This window comes from Sphingomonas sp. J344, assembly GCF_024700005.1.
GTDB lineage: Bacteria > Pseudomonadota > Alphaproteobacteria > Sphingomonadales > Sphingomonadaceae > Sphingomonas.
Genome location: NZ_JAJONB010000001.1, coordinates 2907931 through 2923898 on the forward strand (window position 1 = coordinate 2907931; position 15968 = coordinate 2923898).

20 protein-coding genes are annotated in these 15968 nt (G+C 66.2%); 13 read left to right on the forward strand and 7 right to left on the reverse strand.

All coding sequences use genetic code 11. The annotated features are described in order from the left end of the window. Window positions 1-32 precede the first annotated feature (32 nt). Together recR and def are read left to right on the forward strand one after the other, a co-directional pair. Window positions 33-629: a recombination mediator RecR gene (gene recR, locus LRS12_RS14845; protein WP_257845195.1), complete on the forward strand. Its 597-nt coding sequence runs from the start codon at window positions 33-35 to the stop codon at window positions 627-629. A gap of 69 nt (window positions 630-698) precedes the next feature. After that, complete coding sequence (gene def / locus LRS12_RS14850; protein WP_257845196.1) at window positions 699-1277, forward strand: peptide deformylase; 579 nt, start codon at window positions 699-701, stop codon at window positions 1275-1277. Between the two features lie 8 nt (window positions 1278-1285). Here def and LRS12_RS14855 read toward each other — a convergent pair whose 3' ends face one another. Then, entirely contained in the window at window positions 1286-2269 is a 984-nt protein-coding gene (locus tag LRS12_RS14855) for a nitronate monooxygenase family protein (RefSeq protein WP_257845197.1), read from the reverse strand. 80 nt (window positions 2270-2349) lie between these two features. Then, window positions 2350-2874, reverse strand: a complete 525-nt coding sequence (locus LRS12_RS14860; protein ID WP_257845198.1) for a gamma carbonic anhydrase family protein — start codon at window positions 2872-2874, stop codon at window positions 2350-2352. A 110-nt stretch (window positions 2875-2984) separates the two neighbouring features. Here LRS12_RS14860 and LRS12_RS14865 point away from each other — a divergent pair, with 110 nt between their 5' ends. Next, window positions 2985-3254, forward strand: coding sequence for a GlsB/YeaQ/YmgE family stress response membrane protein (locus tag LRS12_RS14865; RefSeq protein WP_257845525.1), 270 nt, complete (start codon window positions 2985-2987; stop codon window positions 3252-3254). A gap of 64 nt (window positions 3255-3318) precedes the next feature. Here the strand turns inward: LRS12_RS14865 and LRS12_RS14870 are convergent, their stop codons facing one another. Together LRS12_RS14870 and LRS12_RS14875 are read right to left on the reverse strand one after the other, a co-directional pair. Continuing rightward, window positions 3319-3534 (reverse strand): hypothetical protein, encoded by a 216-nt coding sequence (locus LRS12_RS14870; RefSeq protein ID WP_257845199.1) that lies wholly within the window; start codon window positions 3532-3534, stop codon window positions 3319-3321. 184 nt (window positions 3535-3718) lie between these two features. Next, on the reverse strand, window positions 3719-4300 hold the full coding sequence (locus LRS12_RS14875; RefSeq protein ID WP_257845200.1) for an outer membrane protein: 582 nt from the start codon (window positions 4298-4300) through the stop codon (window positions 3719-3721). 236 nt (window positions 4301-4536) lie between these two features. Between LRS12_RS14875 and LRS12_RS14880 the strand changes: the two genes are divergently transcribed. The 3 genes from LRS12_RS14880 to LRS12_RS14890 are packed head-to-tail and all read left to right on the forward strand — an operon-like array spanning window position 4537 to window position 6927. Beyond that, window positions 4537-5253, forward strand: a complete 717-nt coding sequence (locus LRS12_RS14880; RefSeq protein WP_257845201.1) for a CoA transferase subunit A — start codon at window positions 4537-4539, stop codon at window positions 5251-5253. Next, complete coding sequence (locus LRS12_RS14885; protein ID WP_257845202.1) at window positions 5250-6272, forward strand: HAD family acid phosphatase; 1023 nt, start codon at window positions 5250-5252, stop codon at window positions 6270-6272. The genes LRS12_RS14880 and LRS12_RS14885 overlap by 4 nt, the downstream gene beginning before the upstream one ends. 4 nt (window positions 6273-6276) lie before the next feature. Continuing rightward, window positions 6277-6927: a CoA transferase subunit B gene (locus tag LRS12_RS14890; protein ID WP_257845203.1), complete on the forward strand. Its 651-nt coding sequence runs from the start codon at window positions 6277-6279 to the stop codon at window positions 6925-6927. 174 nt (window positions 6928-7101) lie between these two features. Here the strand turns inward: LRS12_RS14890 and LRS12_RS14895 are convergent, their stop codons facing one another. Then, window positions 7102-7644: a hypothetical protein gene (locus LRS12_RS14895; protein ID WP_257845204.1), complete on the reverse strand. Its 543-nt coding sequence runs from the start codon at window positions 7642-7644 to the stop codon at window positions 7102-7104. Window positions 7645-7736: 92 nt separating this feature from the next. On the opposite strand from LRS12_RS14895, the gene LRS12_RS14900 reads away from it, so the two are divergent. The 7 genes from LRS12_RS14900 (at window position 7737) to LRS12_RS14930 (ending at window position 14287) form a co-directional block, all read left to right on the forward strand. Continuing rightward, a complete protein-coding gene (locus tag LRS12_RS14900; RefSeq protein ID WP_257845205.1) occupies window positions 7737-8792 on the forward strand; it encodes a transcriptional regulator in 1056 nt (351 codons plus the stop codon). Further along, window positions 8792-9757, forward strand: coding sequence for an NAD(P)-dependent oxidoreductase (locus LRS12_RS14905; RefSeq protein WP_257845207.1), 966 nt, complete (start codon window positions 8792-8794; stop codon window positions 9755-9757). The genes LRS12_RS14900 and LRS12_RS14905 overlap by 1 nt, the downstream gene beginning before the upstream one ends. Before the next feature lie 71 nt (window positions 9758-9828). Then, on the forward strand, window positions 9829-11277 hold the full coding sequence (gene leuC, locus LRS12_RS14910; protein ID WP_257845208.1) for a 3-isopropylmalate dehydratase large subunit: 1449 nt from the start codon (window positions 9829-9831) through the stop codon (window positions 11275-11277). A 3-nt stretch (window positions 11278-11280) separates the two neighbouring features. Further along, a complete protein-coding gene (locus LRS12_RS14915) occupies window positions 11281-11409 on the forward strand; it encodes a hypothetical protein (protein ID WP_257845209.1) in 129 nt (42 codons plus the stop codon). 101 nt (window positions 11410-11510) lie between these two features. Then, window positions 11511-12140: a 3-isopropylmalate dehydratase small subunit gene (leuD, locus tag LRS12_RS14920; RefSeq protein WP_257845210.1), complete on the forward strand. Its 630-nt coding sequence runs from the start codon at window positions 11511-11513 to the stop codon at window positions 12138-12140. Next, on the forward strand, window positions 12103-13104 hold the full coding sequence (locus LRS12_RS14925) for an NADPH:quinone oxidoreductase family protein (RefSeq protein ID WP_257845211.1): 1002 nt from the start codon (window positions 12103-12105) through the stop codon (window positions 13102-13104). The genes leuD and LRS12_RS14925 overlap by 38 nt, the downstream gene beginning before the upstream one ends. Window positions 13105-13138: 34 nt before the next feature. Next, window positions 13139-14287, forward strand: a complete 1149-nt coding sequence (locus LRS12_RS14930; protein WP_257845212.1) for an aspartyl/asparaginyl beta-hydroxylase domain-containing protein — start codon at window positions 13139-13141, stop codon at window positions 14285-14287. Between the two features lie 15 nt (window positions 14288-14302). Here the strand turns inward: LRS12_RS14930 and LRS12_RS14935 are convergent, their stop codons facing one another. Together LRS12_RS14935 and LRS12_RS14940 are read right to left on the reverse strand one after the other, a co-directional pair. Continuing rightward, window positions 14303-15151: a MoxR family ATPase gene (locus LRS12_RS14935; protein WP_257845213.1), complete on the reverse strand. Its 849-nt coding sequence runs from the start codon at window positions 15149-15151 to the stop codon at window positions 14303-14305. 68 nt (window positions 15152-15219) lie between these two features. Continuing rightward, entirely contained in the window at window positions 15220-15885 is a 666-nt protein-coding gene (locus tag LRS12_RS14940) for a hypothetical protein (protein ID WP_257845214.1), read from the reverse strand. Window positions 15886-15968 lie beyond the last annotated feature (83 nt).

The following is a 15968-nucleotide window of genomic DNA, read 5'->3' on the forward strand; positions in this document are numbered from 1 at the left end:
CGTTCGTGATATGTCTCGACTACATCCCGCCCATGGCATCGCCCGAGATCGAAACCCTCACCCAAGCCCTGTCGCGGCTCCCCGGCCTTGGCCCGCGATCGGCGCGGCGGGCGGTGCTGCATCTGCTCAAGAAGCGCGAGACCGCTCTCGACCCGCTGCTGCGCGCGCTTGAGGCGGTGAGCGAACGGCTCGCGACCTGTTCGATCTGCGGCAATGTCGACACGTCGGACCCGTGCGCGATCTGCGCCGATCCGCGCCGGGACACGCGGCAGCTGTGCGTGGTCGAGGAAGTGGCGGATCTGTGGGCGCTGGAACGCTCGCGCCTGTTTCCCGGCAAATTCCATGTGCTGGGCGGCAAGCTCTCGGCGCTCGACGGGGTGCGGCCCGAAGACCTCGCCATCGACAGCCTCGTCACCCGCGTCGCAGGGGGTGGAGTGGACGAGGTGGTGCTCGCGATGAACGCCACGCTGGAGGGGCAGACGACCGCGCATTACATCGCCGAGCGGCTCGAGGGCTATCCGGTCCGGCTGACCCAGCTGGCGCACGGCCTGCCGGTCGGCGGCGAGCTGGATTATCTCGACGAGGGCACGCTGGCCCAGGCGCTGCGCGCGCGGCGGCCGGTTGCCTGATCACACTGATCGGAAATCTGCGGGTCGCGCGTAATTGACCCCGCCCGGGCCAACACCTAAATTGGCGCGATGGCTATTCTCCCTATCGTCGAAGTTCCCGATCCGCGTCTCAAGACCGTCTCCACCCCCGTCGAGAAGGTCGATGACGAGTTGCGCGCGTTGATCGCCGACATGTTCGACACCATGTACGATGCGCCCGGCATCGGGCTCGCCGCGATTCAGGTCGGCGTGCCGAAGCGCGTGATCGTGATGGACTTGCAGGAGGAGGAAGACGAAGAAGGCAAGCCGATCAAGGCCCCGCGCGTCTTCATCAACCCCGAAATTCTCGACCCCGCGGACGAGATGAACACCTATACCGAGGGGTGTCTGTCGGTCCCCGACCAGTTCGCCGATGTCGACCGTCCCGCCACCTGCCGGGTCAAGTGGCTGGACGAACAGGGCGCGGCGCATGACGAGGTGTTCACCGGCCTGCTCGCGACCTGCATCCAGCATGAGATGGATCACCTCGAGGGGATCGTGTTCCTCGACCACCTCTCGCGGCTCAAGCGCCAGATGCTGATGAAAAAAGCTGGAAAAAGCACGCCGTCTGGCGGCTTGAACGTTAAGCTGGGCCAATTCTTTCGTCACCCCGGGTCAAGCCCGGGGTGACGAAATGGTCAGGCGCTCCACCCGCCGTTCGACAGCGCCGCGATCCGCGCCCGCGCCGCGCGATATTCCGCGTCCAGCCGGTCGACGAACTCCGCCACCGGCTGCACCGCGTGCACCGCGCCGATGCCCTGGCCCGAACCCCAGATGTCGCGCCACGCCTTCGCCTTCGAATTTCCGCCCGATCCGAAATTCATCTTGCTCGGATCGCTTTCGGGCAGATTGTCGGGGTCGAGCCCCGCCGCCTCGATCGAACGGCGCAGATAGTTGCCGTGCACCCCGGTGAACAGATTGGTATAGACAATATCGGACGCGCCGCTGTCGACGATGCCCTGCTTGTAGCTCGCTTCGGCATTCGCTTCCGCCGTCGCGATGAACGGCGATCCGATATAGGCGAGGTCGGCGCCCATCGCCTGTGCGGCCAGGATTGCGCCACCATTGGCGATCGATCCCGACAGGATGACCGGGCCGTCGAACCAGGCGCGCGTTTCCTGAACGAACGCGAAGGGGCTGAGCTGCCCGGCATGGCCGCCCGCGCCGGTGCAGACCAGGATCAGGCCGTCCGCGCCCTTTTCCACCGCCTTGTGCGCGAACCGGTCGTTGATGACGTCGTGCAGCGTGATGCCGCCCCAGCTGTGCACCGCCTGATTCAGCTGCTCCTGAGCGCCGAGCGAAGTGATGACGATCGGCACCTGCCACTTGCCACAGGTGGCGAGATCGGCCTCGAGCCGGTCGTTCGAGCGGTGGACGATCTGATTGACCGCGAACGGGGCGGCGGGGCGACCGGGATTGTCGCGGTTCCACGCGGCCAGTTCCTCGGTGATCTGGTGAAGCCACTCGTCGAGCTGGCTCTGCGGCCGCGCGTTGAGCGCGGGAAAGGAGCCGACGATGCCGGCCTTGCACTGGGCAATGACCAGTTCGGGACCGGAGACGATGAACAGCGGCGACCCGATCACGGGCAGCCGCAGGCGATCGAAGAGAGCGGGCAGGGCCATACCCGTTTCATAGACGAACCGAATGGGGTGTCCAGATGCTTTACGTAAACGGCAAGGGTGGGCGTACCGGAAATTCGATTCTAGCCGATTTGTCGCAGCCCCGCCCGAAACCGCCCCTGCCGCTCGGCATAATTCTGTGCCGAGAACAGCAATCCCGCGCGCGTCGTCGCGTCCACCTCTCGGATCGCGCGGGCGGGGCTGCCGACGATCAGGCTGCCGGGCGGAAATTCCTTGCCCTCGGTCACCAGCGCGCCGGCGCCGATCAGGCAATCGTCGCCGATCACCGCGCGATTTAGGATGATTGCCCCCATGCCGACCAGCACACGGTTGCCGATCGTGCAGCCGTGCAGGATGGCGTGATGGCCGATCGTGCAATCCTCGCCCACGGTCAGCGGCACGCCGGGGTCGGAGTGGAGCATCGCCCCCTCCTGAACATTGCTGCGCGCGCCGAGAATGATCGGGGTGTTGTCGGCGCGGATCACCGCACCGAACCACACGCTTGATTCCGCCGCCAGCCGCGCATCGCCGATCACATCGGCACTCGGTGCGACCCAGGCATCCGGGTCGATCTGCGGCGCGACGTCTTCAAAGGCATAGATCGGCATATGGCTCTCCCGGTCGGCGGCAAAATCGTTCCGATGCGGAACGTCCGGCGGTTTCAACCGTAGTGCCTTTAACTCGGCAATGCCGAGACGGATATGGGAGACACAAGATGATCAACCTGATCGTATTGCTGATCGTCGGTGGCGTGCTGGGCTGGCTGGCCAGCATCGTGATGCGCACCGATGCCCAGCAGGGCATTTTCCTCAACATCGTGGTCGGAATCGTGGGCGCGCTGCTCGCGGGCTTGCTGATTGCGCCGATGATCGGTGGCGGCACCATCACCCAAGGGTCGTTCAGTGCGACCTCGCTGCTGATCTCGTTCCTGGGCGCGGTCGTGCTGCTCGGGATCGTCAATCTGGTTCGCCGCGGTTCGGTCCGCTAACGGACACGTCCCTCCAACCTTCCCAAGCCCCTTGCGGGGTGGCCTATGGTCGCCCCGCGATTTTTTAAAGTGCCGGAAGGCCCGGGACCGCGACGCCAAAGGCGAGGGCGATGCCCACTGCACCGCACAAGATTGCAAGCGTCGACGACATCGAGAACAGACCCCAGCCGACGGCGGTGACCATCGCGGGGTTGGGCCGGGCGGCGCGGCGGTTCTGCTCCGCGGAAATCAGCACAAATGCCGACAAAAGCCCGTAGATGAACACCGAAAATTCAAGCATGCTATTCTGATCCCGCCCCCGGAAGCCGATCGGAGCTTATCGCCCATTGGTTAATGCTTCAACGGCTCGGGCACTGCATTTGCCGCAATGCAGCGTGAATTCGTCGCATTGCAACGTCCGCCCATCGCCATGAAAAGGGGCCGTGCAACGCATGTCGCACGACCCCTGTTCCCGACCTAGCCGATCAGAAGCGGAAGCCGACGCCGATCAGGCCCTGATGGCGGCTCACATCCTGCTCATAGTCCGAATAGCGATATTCGACCTTCACGGTGACGCCCGACGCCAGGCGATGTTCGGCACCAGCGCCGACGCGGAAGCCGTCAAGATTCTCGTGATCCGAAAAATCGGCACCCGGAGCAGCGGCACCGCCGACATAATCGACATCAACGCGCGCGTTGGTGTAGCCACCCTTCACATAGGCGAGCGAGGATCCGCCGACCTTGATGCCCGCGCGCGCGCCCGCATACAGGTCGCGACTTGCCTTGGTGCACAGCGAGTCCGAAGCGACGAGGACCGCGGTTTCGCAATAATCGGTGTTGCTCTCGGCTGCTTCCAGCTCGATGCCGACAACGGCCTTGCCCAGATCGACGTCATAGCCTGCGGTGACGCCATAGATGATGCCGGTTTCGTCCGGGCCATCGGTGTTGACCTGTTCCATGCCGGTGAAGACCGAGATGCTGGGGCCGGTGAAGCTGTCGGCGTCCTGCGCGAAAGCGGGGGTCGCACAGGTGGCAGCGGCGAGCGCCGCGATGGTGAGGATACGCATGTTACATCCCTTATTATGTTATGTTGCGCCTGCGAATGAGCAGGCGCGGCGGATGTAGGAGCGCGAATCTGAACGGCAATGATATACAGAGCGGACTGGTAACAATTTTCCGATAGTGTTGCGCTAATGTAACACACTAACACGCAACAAAGTTGAAAGTCGGTTCAGGTTCGCTTGACCACGCTTACCGCCCGCGACTATCGCGCCCCTATTGGGCTTAGGAGAGACTCGCGGCGATGAAGAAGCTGTACCCGAATGCCGAGGCGGCGCTGGAAGGGCTGTTGTACGACGGCATGACGATTTGCGCTGGTGGCTTCGGCCTTTCCGGCATTCCCGAGCGGCTGATCGACGCGATCCAGGCCGCCGGAACCCGCGATCTGACCATTGCCAGCAACAATGCAGGGATCGACAATGAGGGCCTGGGCAAGCTGCTGCGCAGCCGTCAGGTCCGCAAGATGATCTCGTCCTATGTCGGCGAGAACAAGGAGTTCGAGCGGCAATATCTGAGCGGCGAGCTGGAAGTCGAATTCTGTCCCCAGGGCACGCTGGCCGAGCGCTGCCGCGCGGGCGGGGCCGGCATCCCCGGCTTTTACACCAAGACGGGCGTTGGCACGAAGGTGGCCGAGGGCAAGGAGGTCAAGGTGTTCGACGGGCAGGAATACATCCTGGAGCGCGGCATCCGCGCCGACCTGGCGATCATCAAGGGGTGGAAGGCGGACGAGGCGGGCAACCTGATCTTCCGCAAGACCGCGCGCAACTTCAACCAGCCGATGGCGACCGCGGCCAACATCTGCGTCGCCGAGGTCGAGGAAGTGGTGCCGGTCGGCAGCCTCGACCCCGACCAGATCCACCTGCCCGGCATCTATGTGAAGCGGATGATTGTCGGCGCGCCCTACGACAAGAAGATCGAGTTCCGCACCGTCCGCCAGCGCGCGGACAGCGACGCGGCGTGAGCCGCTTGCGCGCCTTGCTGACGCTTGGCGCGGCGGGGCTGCTGTGCAGTGGATGCGTCGCGGCGGCGATTCCGGTGGTAGCCGGAGCGGCGATCGGCGGCAACGCGCTGGCCAAGCGCGAGGCAGCGTTAGAGAAGGAGCGTGAGGCGGGTGTCTCCGCACCGTCAGCCGCGCGCGACGAAGCGCCGCCGCCGCTGGCGACCCAGCAGGCGCGCGACCTCATGCGCGAGTTGGAGGGCGCGAAGGCGGTTCCGCAGGGTACGCCATTGCCGGCCGCGTTGCCGAGTCCGGGCGGGCCGCCTGTCGCGGGCGGGCTGCCGGCGCCGACCACGCGGCCCGGTCCCGCTCGATCGGGCGAGACGGCCGCGCGCAGCCTCCAGGCGTATCAGGCGCTTTGGACCTATGTGGACGGCCAGGTCGCGGCCCGGCGCGGCGGCGTGACGCCCAAGTCGGTGGTCCTTGTTCCGGGGGCAGACCTCGAAGCGCCGCGCTACGAGCCTTGCGGGTCAAAGCCGCTCGCCATCCTCTTCGACCTCGACGAGAATGACGAAGGGGGCGATCGCGATGCGCGGTGGCGGCGGTGGAGGGGAGATGGCAGCGACCAGCTGGTCGCGGTTCCCGGCGCGGTTGAGGGGATCGAGGCAGCGCGCCGCGAGGGCGTGGAGGCGATCTTCATGAGCGCGCGGGAGCAGGCGGGTGCGCCGGACGCAGCCCGTTTGCTCGACCAACTCGGCCTGGGCCCGGTTGTTCCGGGAACGACGCTGTTCCTGCGGGGTGGCGTACCGGAGATGACCGGCGATCAGGTACGGCACAGCGTCGCCAAGCGGTATTGCGTCATCGCGATCGTCGGCGACTCTTTGAGTGAGTTCAGCGACCAGTTCGACCGGCGCGATGCCATGCAACGCCCGATTGCGGCCACCGAGACGATGATCGCCCCCCTTTGGGGCGCAGGATGGTTCCTGCTGCCCAACCCGGTGCGCAGCACCGCGACCCCGACAACCGAATTGCCCAAGGAGTAGGATTATGCCCTGGACCCGCGATGAAATGGCCGCGCGCGCCGCGAAGGAACTGAAGGACGGATATTACGTCAATCTGGGCATCGGCATTCCGACCCTGGTCGCGAACCACATCCCCGAGGGGGTCGAGGTGACGTTACAGTCGGAGAACGGGATGCTCGGCATCGGCCCGTTCCCCTATGAAGGCGAGGAAGACCCCGACCTGATCAACGCGGGCAAACAGACGATCAGCGAACTCCCGCAATCCGTCTATTTCGGGTCGGAGCAGAGCTTCGCGATGATCCGCGGCGGGCATATCGACCTGACCGTGCTGGGTGCGATGGAAATCAGCGAGACCGGCGACATCGCCAACTGGATGATCCCGGGCAAGATGATCAAGGGCATGGGCGGCGCGATGGACCTGGTCGCCGGGGTCAAGAAGATCATCGTGGTGATGGAGCACAACGCCAAGGACGGCAGCCCCAAGTTCATCCCCGAATGCACGCTGCCGCTGACCGGAAAGAATGTCGTCGACATGATCATCACCGATCTGGCGGTGTTCCAGCGTCCCGACCATGACTCGCCGTTCCGCCTGATCGAGCTGGCCCCCGGCGTGACCGAGGACGACCTCGCGGCGAAGACGACGGCGCATTATGAGGTCGCATTGGCGGCGGCATAACCTCCAATTCCTTCCCCAGCTCGCTGGGGGAGGGGGACCGCCGCAAAGTGGTGGTGGAGGGGCCGCCCCGCAGAGGGCGGAATTTCGCCGAGCTGCCCACGGCCCGCTGTGCGGCCGCCCCTCCGTCGGCACTTCTTGCTGCCATCTCCTCTGCGGGGCAGGGGAGGGATGCGGCTACCCCCGCCGCGCCGCCTGTCGAAACAGCGCCGCCGAGACCAGCCAGAGTGTCCCGAAAAAGACGGTGACCCCGATCGGAAATCCCTGACCCGTCAGCCAGATATAGAGCATCACGCCCAGCTGGGCCGCCGCGGCGAGCGCCGCTGCAATCGCCATGAAGCGCGCGCGAAACCCGCCCAGCAAGCTGCCCGCTACCGCGACCAGCGGGACCAGGAAGAACAGCGCGTTGACCGGGTTGTCCTCATTCCCGACGATCCCGACCGCCAGGTTGATCCAGATCGTCAGGAACGACGCGGCGAGCGCGATGCCGACCCCTGCGCGATAGGATGACGACGGATTGGCGCGCACCGTCAGTTCGACCGCCAGCCCGACGCTGCCGAATATCAGCGCCGCGAAGACAAAGTCGCCGACCGTCCAGTTGACCTCATCGGTAAACCGCATCGCGATCGCCGGGGTCAGCATCAGCGCGGCGATCCCGCCCCATCCGATCAGCCGCCACGGGTTGCGCCACATCCCGCCACTCTTCGCTTGTTCAACCACTTGCTTGTCTCCATGAATTGCTGATGCCACTCCATCGCCCGAAACGGGGGGTGAGCGGCATGAGCAGGATCTGAGGCTTCGCTGAAATCGACATGGACCCCGTCATCTATCGTTTCGCGGGCTTCGAGCTCGACAGCGCCGAGCGCCAGCTGCGCCGCGACGGGGCGGAGGTCGCGCTCAATGCGCGCTATCTTGACGCGCTGATCCTGCTGGTGCGCGAGCGTGGGCAGTTGGTTACGAAGGACCGGTTCATGGACGCGGTGTGGCGCGGCATCCCGGTGACCGACGAGGCGCTGACCCAGTGCATCCGCACGCTGCGGCGGACGCTGGGCGACGAGGCCGGCGATCCGCGCTTCATCGCTACGGTGCCGAAATTCGGCTATCGCTTCGTCGGCACGGTCGAGGGGGAAGATGCGCCGTCGCCGCTCCCGCCAACGCCAGCGGTGCTCGACGCGGCGCTCGTGCAGTCGCTGATCTGGCGCATGGGCGCGACCGGCACCGCAGGCGCGGTCGCGGCGGGTGTCATCGGCGGGCTGGCCTATGGCGTGCTCGGCGCGACGCTGGCGGTGCCGGTGCAGAGCGGCGTGCTGTCGATCGTGCTGGTGCTGGCGTGCATCACCATCGCCGTCGCCGCGATCGGCGGCGGCGCGGTGGCGTTTGGCATCGCAGCGGGGGTGCACCGTGGCGGGACCCCGCTGGCGATTCTTGGCGGCGCGCTGGCGGGACTGGTCGTCGGGGCGGTGGCAAAGTTGCTCGGCATCGACGCATTCGCCCTGCTGCTCGGGCGTGCGCCGGCAGGGATTACGGGCGCGCCCGAGGGGCTGGCGCTGGGCGGCGCGGTGGGGCTCGCCTACTGGATCGCCGCGCGGCGTCGCGGATCGGATGCGCGCTTCGCCGGGCTGACCGGCGCGGGTTGCGGTGCACTTGCAGGGCTCGTCATCGCGCTGCTCGGCGGACGGCTGCTCGCGGGCAGCATCGACGTGCTGACCCAGACGATGGACGGAGCACGGCTCGACCTAGGCCGGATCGGCGCGTTGCTCGGCGAAAGCGGCTTCGGACTGCGCAGCCGCGTGCTGACCGGCGTGCTGGAGGGCGCGCTGTTCGGCGGACTGACCGTCGCGGGGCTGTGGCGCGGGAGCACGCGATAGTGAATGTCCTGCTCACCGGTTCGTCGGGCTGGCTCGGCCGCTTCCTCGCGCCGATGTTGCGCGCGGAGGGACATGAAGTCACCGGCCTCGACGTCGCGCCGGGAGACGATACCGATGTGATCGCGAGCGTCGCCGACCGGAGCGCGATCGACCGGGTCTTTGCCGAACGCGGGATCGAAGCGGTGATTCATGGCGGCGCGCTGCACAAGCCCGACATTGCACGCTATTCCAAACGGGCATTCGTCGACGTCAATGTGACCGGCACGCTCAACCTGCTCGAGGCAGCGGTCGCGGCGGGGCATGACCGGTTCGTGTTCACCTCGACCACATCGCTGATGATCAGCCAGTCGATCCGCGACGAGGCGGGCGACGCGGCGGTGTGGCTCGACGAGGCCAGCGGCCCGATCGAACCGCGCAACATCTATGGCGCCACCAAGTTCGCGGCGGAGCAATTGTGCCGCCTGTTCCATGCCGAGCATCGTCTGAACTGCATCGTGCTGCGCACTGGGCGCTTCTTCCCTGAGGATGACGATACGCACAGGCATCCGCCGGGCGAGAATCTCAAGGCGAATGAGCTGCTCAACCGTCGCCTGACCGTCGAGGATGCGGCGCGCGCGCATGTCGCTGCGCTGGTCAAAGCACCCGAAATCGGGTTCGGCACCTACATCGTCTCCTCTCCCACTCCATTCACGCGCGACGAAGCCGCTGCGCTGAAGCACGATGCCCGCGCCGTGATTGCGCGTCACTTTCCTGATGCCGAGGCGCTCTATGCTGCGCGCGGCTGGGCGCTGCCGCAGCAGATCGGTCGGGTCTATGACAGCGGACGCATCCAGCGCGACCTGGGTTTCGCGTTCGATACCGGGTTTGCGCAGGTACTCGACGCCTTGCGCGCTGGTGCCCCGTTGCCCTTCGCACATGACGCTGATTATGTGTCGCCGCAGGAGAGTGCCCGGCAGCGCGCATGAAGCCGCGCTTCGCCTCAGAAAATGTCGCCTGCGCTTGCCCCGGCGCAACAAAGGCGTAAGGGGGCGGCATCATGGCCAGCAAACCGCTTACGCTTTACGAGAAGATCTGGGCCGCGCACGTCGTCGAACGGCGTGAGGACGGCACCTGCCTCATCTATATCGACCGCCACCTCGTCCATGAGGTGACCAGCCCGCAGGCGTTCGAGGGGCTTCGCGCCAATGGCCGTCGCGTGCGCCGTCCCGACCTGACGCTCGCCGTGCCCGATCATAACCTCCCCACCACCGCGCGGATCGATGCGGCGGGCAACCGGCTGCCGATCGCCGACCATGAGAGCGCGCAGCAGCTCGCCGCGCTCGAGCGCAACGTCGCCGAATTCGGCATCGACTATTTCGGCGCGACTGCGCCGGAACAGGGGATCGTCCATGTCGTCGGGCCGGAACAGGGCTTTACCCTGCCGGGCACGACCCTGGTGTGCGGCGACAGTCATACCTCGGCGCATGGCGCGCTGGGCGCGCTCGCCTTCGGCATCGGGACGAGCGAGGTCGAGCATGTGCTCGCGACCCAGACCCTGCTGCTCAGCCAGTCCAAAACGATGGAAATCCGCGTCGATGGCACGCTCGGCTATGGTGTCAGTGCCAAGGACGTGATTCTGGCGATCATCGGCAAGACGGGAGCTGCGGGCGGCACCGGCTACGTCGTCGAATATACCGGCGATGTGATCCGCAGCCTGTCGATCGAGGGGCGGCTGACGGTCAGCAACATGTCGATCGAGGGCGGTGCGCGCTCCGGCCTGATCGCGCCGGACGAGACGACCTATGCCTATCTGAAGGGCCGCCCGATGGCGCCCAAGGGCGAGCATTGGGATAAAGCCTTGGCATGGTGGCGGTCGCTGCCGACCGATCCGGGCGCGATCTATGATCGCGTGGTGACGTTGCAAGGCAGCGATATTGCCCCTTCGCTGACCTGGGGAACGAGCCCCGAGGATGTCGTGCCGATCACCGGCGTCGTCCCCGATCCGGAGAGCTTCGCCGACCCGTCGAAACGCGTCGCGGCGCAGAAGTCGCTCGACTATATGGGCCTGACCCCCGGCACGCGGATGCAGGATATCGCGGTCGAGAATATCTTCATCGGCAGCTGCACCAACAGCCGGATCGAGGATCTGCGCGCCGCCGCCGCCGTGGTGAACGGACGCAAGGTCGCCGACGGCGTGCGCCAGGCGCTGATCGTCCCCGGCTCGGGCCTGGTCAAGCGCCAGGCCGAGGCCGAGGGGCTCGACCGCATCTTCACCGCCGCCGGTTTCGAGTGGCGTGAACCGGGCTGTTCGATGTGTCTCGCGATGAACCCGGACAAGGTGCCGCCGGGCGAGAGATGTGCTTCCACTTCCAACAGAAATTTCGTAGGACGGCAGGGTCCGGGAGCGCGTACCCACCTCGTCTCGCCCGCAATGGCGGCGGCGGCGGCGGTGACTGGCAGACTGACGGACGTGCGGGACCTGATGGGGGTCTCAACCGGGGGATGACCTGTGAAGCGCGTTTTGGTGGCATTGATCGCAGGCACGATCTTGAGCGGCGCGGCGGCGGTCTATGCGACCACCAACTTCACCGTCGGCGAAGCGCGGGCCAGCGCACAGGTGACTGCGCCGGTGCGCTGAGCGCGCCGGACAGGCCTTTCATTTTTCGCGGGCGGACAGCCGGGCGGCGTGGTGACGCTGGCCGCGATGTCATGCGCCCGCTAGACAGCTGGAGCTGAACCATGGACCCTGTCCGCAAGGTCGAAGGACGCGCCTACCCCTGGGGCGCCAAGAATATCGACACCGACATCATCATCCCCGCGCATTGGCTCAAGACGATCAGCCGCGAGGGGCTGGGCAAGGGCGCGTTCGAGAGCGTCCGCGCGCAGCCGGGCAACATCTTCGACGACCCCGCTTATGCCGGGTCGCCGATCCTGATCGCGGGCGACAATTTCGGATGTGGGTCGAGCCGCGAGCATGCCGCATGGGCATTGAAGGACATGGGCATCACCGCGGTGATCGCGCCGAGCTACTCCGACATCTTCTCCGGCAATGCGTTCAAGAACGGTATCGTCGCGGTGGTGCTGCCACAGGACGCGATCGACCGGCTGATCGAGGTGGCGAAGACCGATCCCGTCACCATCGATCTTGAAACGATGACCGTCACGACGCCCTATCAGGACCGCTTCGCGTTCGAGATGGACCCGTTCCGCCGCGATTGCCTGATGCAGGGGCTGGACGAGGTCGGGCTGACGCTGGCAAAGGATACCGTGATTTCGAAATTCGGATCGATGGTCGCCGCAGAGCGACCGTGGATCGGTAAGGAGAGCGGTGATGCGGGCCTTGTTGTCGAAGGAAGTGGGCGGACCTGAAACTCTAACCATGGGCGAGCTGCCGGACCCGGTGGCCAAGCCCGGTGAGGTGGTGGTCGCGGTCAAGGCGTGCGCGATCAACTATCCCGACGTCATCATCATCGAGGACAAGTACCAGTTCAAACCCCCGCGCCCCTTCGCGCCGGGCGGCGAGATTGCGGGCGTGGTCGAGGCGGTGGGCGAGGGGGTCGAAGACCTCAAGCCCGGCGACCGCGTACTGGGATCGACCGGCTGGAACGGCCTGGCGGAAAAGGTCGCGGTCGAGCGCCGCCGCCTCTACCGCCTGCCCGAGGGCAAGAGCTTCGAACAGGGCGCGTCGCTGCTGATGACCTATGGCACCAGCATCCACGCGCTGCTCGATCGCGGGCATTTAAAGGCCGGCGACACGCTGCTAGTGCTCGGCGCGGCGGGCGGGATCGGCCTGTCGGTGGTCGAGCTGGGCAAGGCGTTCGGCGCGCGCGTCGTCGCGGCGGTGTCGAGCGCGGAAAAGGCGGCGGCCGCCAAGGCGGCGGGCGCGGACGAAACCGTGATCTATGGTCGCGCACCGTTCGACAAGGATGCGTCCAAGGCGCTGGCGGAGCAGTTCAAGGCCGCGGTCGGCCCCGACGGCGCGAACGTGATCTACGACCCCGTCGGCGGCGACTATGCCGAACCTGCGCTGCGCTCAATCGCATGGGAAGGGCGCTACCTCGTCGTCGGTTTCCCCGCCGGCATCCCCAAGCTGGCGCTCAACCTGACCCTGCTCAAGAGCTGCGACGTGTGCGGCGTGTTCTGGGGGGCCTTTGCCGCGCGCGATCCCAAGGCCAACGCCGCGCATGTCGACCACCTCTTCCGCTTGTGGGAGGAAGGCAAGATCAACCCGCACGTCAGCGAGGTGTTCGCGTTCGAGGATGGCGGCAAGGCGATCGCCAAGCTCGCCGACCGTGGCGCGATCGGCAAGCTCGTGGTGCGCGTCGCCGCCTGATTGCCGCACACCGCGCGGTGCCTATAGTGGCGCGATGACGATCACGACGCAGCAGGCGGCAGCGCTCCACCAACAGGCCGCAGAGGCGCTGCGGCGCGGCGACGGACGCGGCGCGCTGGCGGCGTTGGCCCCGCTGTCCGGGCGCGCGGACGAGCCGCATCTGCTGGTGGTTCAGGCGCATGTCCTGCTCGGCGACTGGGCGTCGGCCGAGCCGGCGGTCGATCGTGTGCTGGCGATCGACCCGCGCCATGTCGGTGCGATGATCTTCAAGGCCGATTGCCGCCGCGAGCTCGGCGACAGCAAGGCGGCGACGGCCTTCTATGCGACCGCGATCCAGACGGCAGCACAGGTGCCGCAGGTTTCCCCGGCGCTCAACGCGATGCTGCACCGGGCCAAGGCGGCGCTCGACGCGATTTCGGCGGAGCATGCGGCGAGCATCTGGAGCCGCCTCGACGAGGCCGGGCTGACTGACGCGCAACGCAGCCCGCGCGTGACAGAGGCGCTGGAGATCCTGACCGGCAAGCGGCAAATCTATGTCCAGCAGCCGCAGAGCTTCTACTTCCCTGGCTTGCCCCAGAAGCAATTCTACGACCGCGCCACGTTCGACTGGGTACCCGCGATGGAAGCGCGCACCGATGCGATCCGCGACGAACTGACCGCAATCCTGGCGGACGAGGGGGCGTTTTCGCCCTATGTCGAGTCGGACCCCAACCGCCCGGCCAAGCGCAACGCGATGGTCGGCGATCCGCGCTGGGGCGCCTATTATCTGTGGCAGGGGGGCGCGCGCGTCGCCGACCATGCCGATCGTTGTCCCGCGACGATGGCCGCGCTGGAACTGGCTCCGATCCCGGAGATCGCGAAACGCTCACCGATGGCGCTGTTCTCGATGCTGAAGCCGGGCATGCACATTCCGGCGCACACCGGCTTCCTCAACACGCGCCTGATCTGTCATTTGCCACTGATCGTCCCCCCGGGCTGCCGCTTCCGCGTCGGCAACGAGACGCGGCAGTGGGAAGAGGGGCAGATGCTGATATTCGACGATTCGATCGAGCATGAGGCGTGGAATGACGGGCAGGATACCCGCGTGGTGCTGTTGTTCGAAATCTGGCGCCCGGAGATAGACGAAGCGGACCGCGCGGCGCTGACGCTGATCTTCGAACATGTCGCGGGATATGGGGAGTAGGGCCGCAGCGCCCGTTTACTTGCCCTGCTGCCGCCGCGCCATGAAGGCGAGCCGTTCGAACAGCATCACATCCTGCTCATTCTTGAGCAGCGCGCCATGGAGCGGGGGGATCGCCTTGGTCGGATCGCGGTTCTGCAGGACGTCGAGCGGCATATCCTCGTGCAGCAGCAGCTTGAGCCAGTCGAGAAGTTCGCTGGTGCTCGGCTTTTTCTTGAGGCCCGGCACTTCGCGGATGTCGTAGAAGATATCCATCGCCTTGCTCACCAGGATCTTCTGGATGCCGGGGAAATGGACGTCGATGATCGCCTGCATCGTGCCGCGATCGGGGAATTTGATGTAGTGGAAGAAGCAGCGGCGCAGGAAGGCGTCGGGCAGTTCCTTCTCGTTGTTCGACGTGATGACCACGATCGGGCGCTCGGCGGCGCGGACGGTCTCGCCGGTCTCATAGACATGGAATTCCATGCGATCGAGCTCGTGGAGCAGGTCGTTGGGGAATTCGATGTCGGCCTTGTCGATCTCGTCGATCAGCAGGACGGGGAGCTGGGGCGAGGTGAAGGCATCCCACAACTTGCCCTTGCGGATGTAATTCGAAATCTCGTGGACGCGCGGATCGCCGAGCTGGCCGTCGCGCAACCGTGCGACCGCGTCATATTCATACAGGCCCTGATGCGCCTTGGTCGTCGATTTGACGTTCCATTCGATCAGCGGCGCGCCGACCGCCTTGGCGATCTCATAGGCGAGGACGGTCTTGCCGGTACCCGGCTCGCCCTTGACCAGCAACGGACGGCGCAGCGTGACGGCGGCGTTGACTGCAACCTTGAGATCGTCGGTCGCGACATAATCCTGCGTGCCTTCGAAGCGCATTCCGGTCCCCGGTCAAATTGGAAGATCGGGTATGGACTAGCGGGGGAAGGGGCGTGCGCGCAAGCGGGTTAGTGCGCTCCGCGCGCCGAAGCGCGCGCTTCGAGCAGGTCGATCAGCCCGCGATGCTGCGCCAGCATCTGTTGCGCGCCGAACGCCATCGCGCGCTCGACCGACAGCGATCCTGCCAGAACGTCGATGACGGTCGCGGTCTCGAACGCCGGGGGCAGCTGGCATTCGGGCGGTTCGATCCCCAGCCGTTCGGCCAGCACGTCCAGCACGGTGCGGATTGCCGGCCAGTCGAGCGCGAGCGCGATCGCCGTGCCGTCGGCACAGCCGTTGCGGTCGGACTGGGCGAGCATGTCGAGCGCGTGGCGCTGCGCGGTGACGGCGGCTTCGGACGCGGCTTGACCTGGCGTGCTGGGCATCGGCCCGGCGGCGGCGACGACGCGGACGAGATAGGCGCGCTCGGCGGCAAAGGCTGATACCGCCTGCGCCAGCCATTCGGCATTGGCGGGCTGGCGCGACTGGGCGGCTGCCTGTTCGAACAGGTCGGGGTGGCGCGCGTGGAGCAGACAAATCTGGTGGGCAAGATCGCCCAGGTCTCGCAGCGGCATAATGCCGCGGGTGAGGCGCGCCAGATATGGATGTGCCGCGCTCCCATCAGCGGCGACGAGCGTGACGAGCGTGCCGGAGGCACCCCCTAATCCTGCTGTCCGTGCCGTTTCAGGTCCCATGGTCCCCCGCGAAGCAACTATGCCGGCCTATCCGGCATCCCTGGGGATTCGCTTTGCCCCACAGGTCTATACCGAAGCGCGTA

Excerpts from the sequence above, each read along its gene's own strand:
- recR (WP_257845195.1), top strand. The coding sequence starts at position 33 with ATGGCATCGCCCGAGATCGAAACCCTCACCCAAGCCCTGTCGCGGCTC.
- def (WP_257845196.1), top strand. The coding sequence starts at position 699 with ATGGCTATTCTCCCTATCGTCGAAGTTCCCGATCCGCGTCTCAAGACC.
- LRS12_RS14855 (WP_257845197.1), bottom strand. The coding sequence starts at position 2,269 with ATGGCCCTGCCCGCTCTCTTCGATCGCCTGCGGCTGCCCGTGATCGGG.
- LRS12_RS14860 (WP_257845198.1), bottom strand. The coding sequence starts at position 2,874 with ATGCCGATCTATGCCTTTGAAGACGTCGCGCCGCAGATCGACCCGGAT.
- LRS12_RS14870 (WP_257845199.1), bottom strand. The coding sequence starts at position 3,534 with ATGCTTGAATTTTCGGTGTTCATCTACGGGCTTTTGTCGGCATTTGTG.
- LRS12_RS14875 (WP_257845200.1), bottom strand. The coding sequence starts at position 4,300 with ATGCGTATCCTCACCATCGCGGCGCTCGCCGCTGCCACCTGTGCGACC.
- LRS12_RS14880 (WP_257845201.1), top strand. The coding sequence starts at position 4,537 with ATGAAGAAGCTGTACCCGAATGCCGAGGCGGCGCTGGAAGGGCTGTTG.
- LRS12_RS14890 (WP_257845203.1), top strand. The coding sequence starts at position 6,277 with ATGCCCTGGACCCGCGATGAAATGGCCGCGCGCGCCGCGAAGGAACTG.
- LRS12_RS14900 (WP_257845205.1), top strand. The coding sequence starts at position 7,737 with ATGGACCCCGTCATCTATCGTTTCGCGGGCTTCGAGCTCGACAGCGCC.
- leuC (WP_257845208.1), top strand. The coding sequence starts at position 9,829 with ATGGCCAGCAAACCGCTTACGCTTTACGAGAAGATCTGGGCCGCGCAC.
- leuD (WP_257845210.1), top strand. The coding sequence starts at position 11,511 with ATGGACCCTGTCCGCAAGGTCGAAGGACGCGCCTACCCCTGGGGCGCC.
- LRS12_RS14925 (WP_257845211.1), top strand. The coding sequence starts at position 12,103 with ATGCGGGCCTTGTTGTCGAAGGAAGTGGGCGGACCTGAAACTCTAACC.
- LRS12_RS14930 (WP_257845212.1), top strand. The coding sequence starts at position 13,139 with ATGACGATCACGACGCAGCAGGCGGCAGCGCTCCACCAACAGGCCGCA.
- LRS12_RS14935 (WP_257845213.1), bottom strand. The coding sequence starts at position 15,151 with ATGCGCTTCGAAGGCACGCAGGATTATGTCGCGACCGACGATCTCAAG.
- LRS12_RS14940 (WP_257845214.1), bottom strand. The coding sequence starts at position 15,885 with ATGGGACCTGAAACGGCACGGACAGCAGGATTAGGGGGTGCCTCCGGC.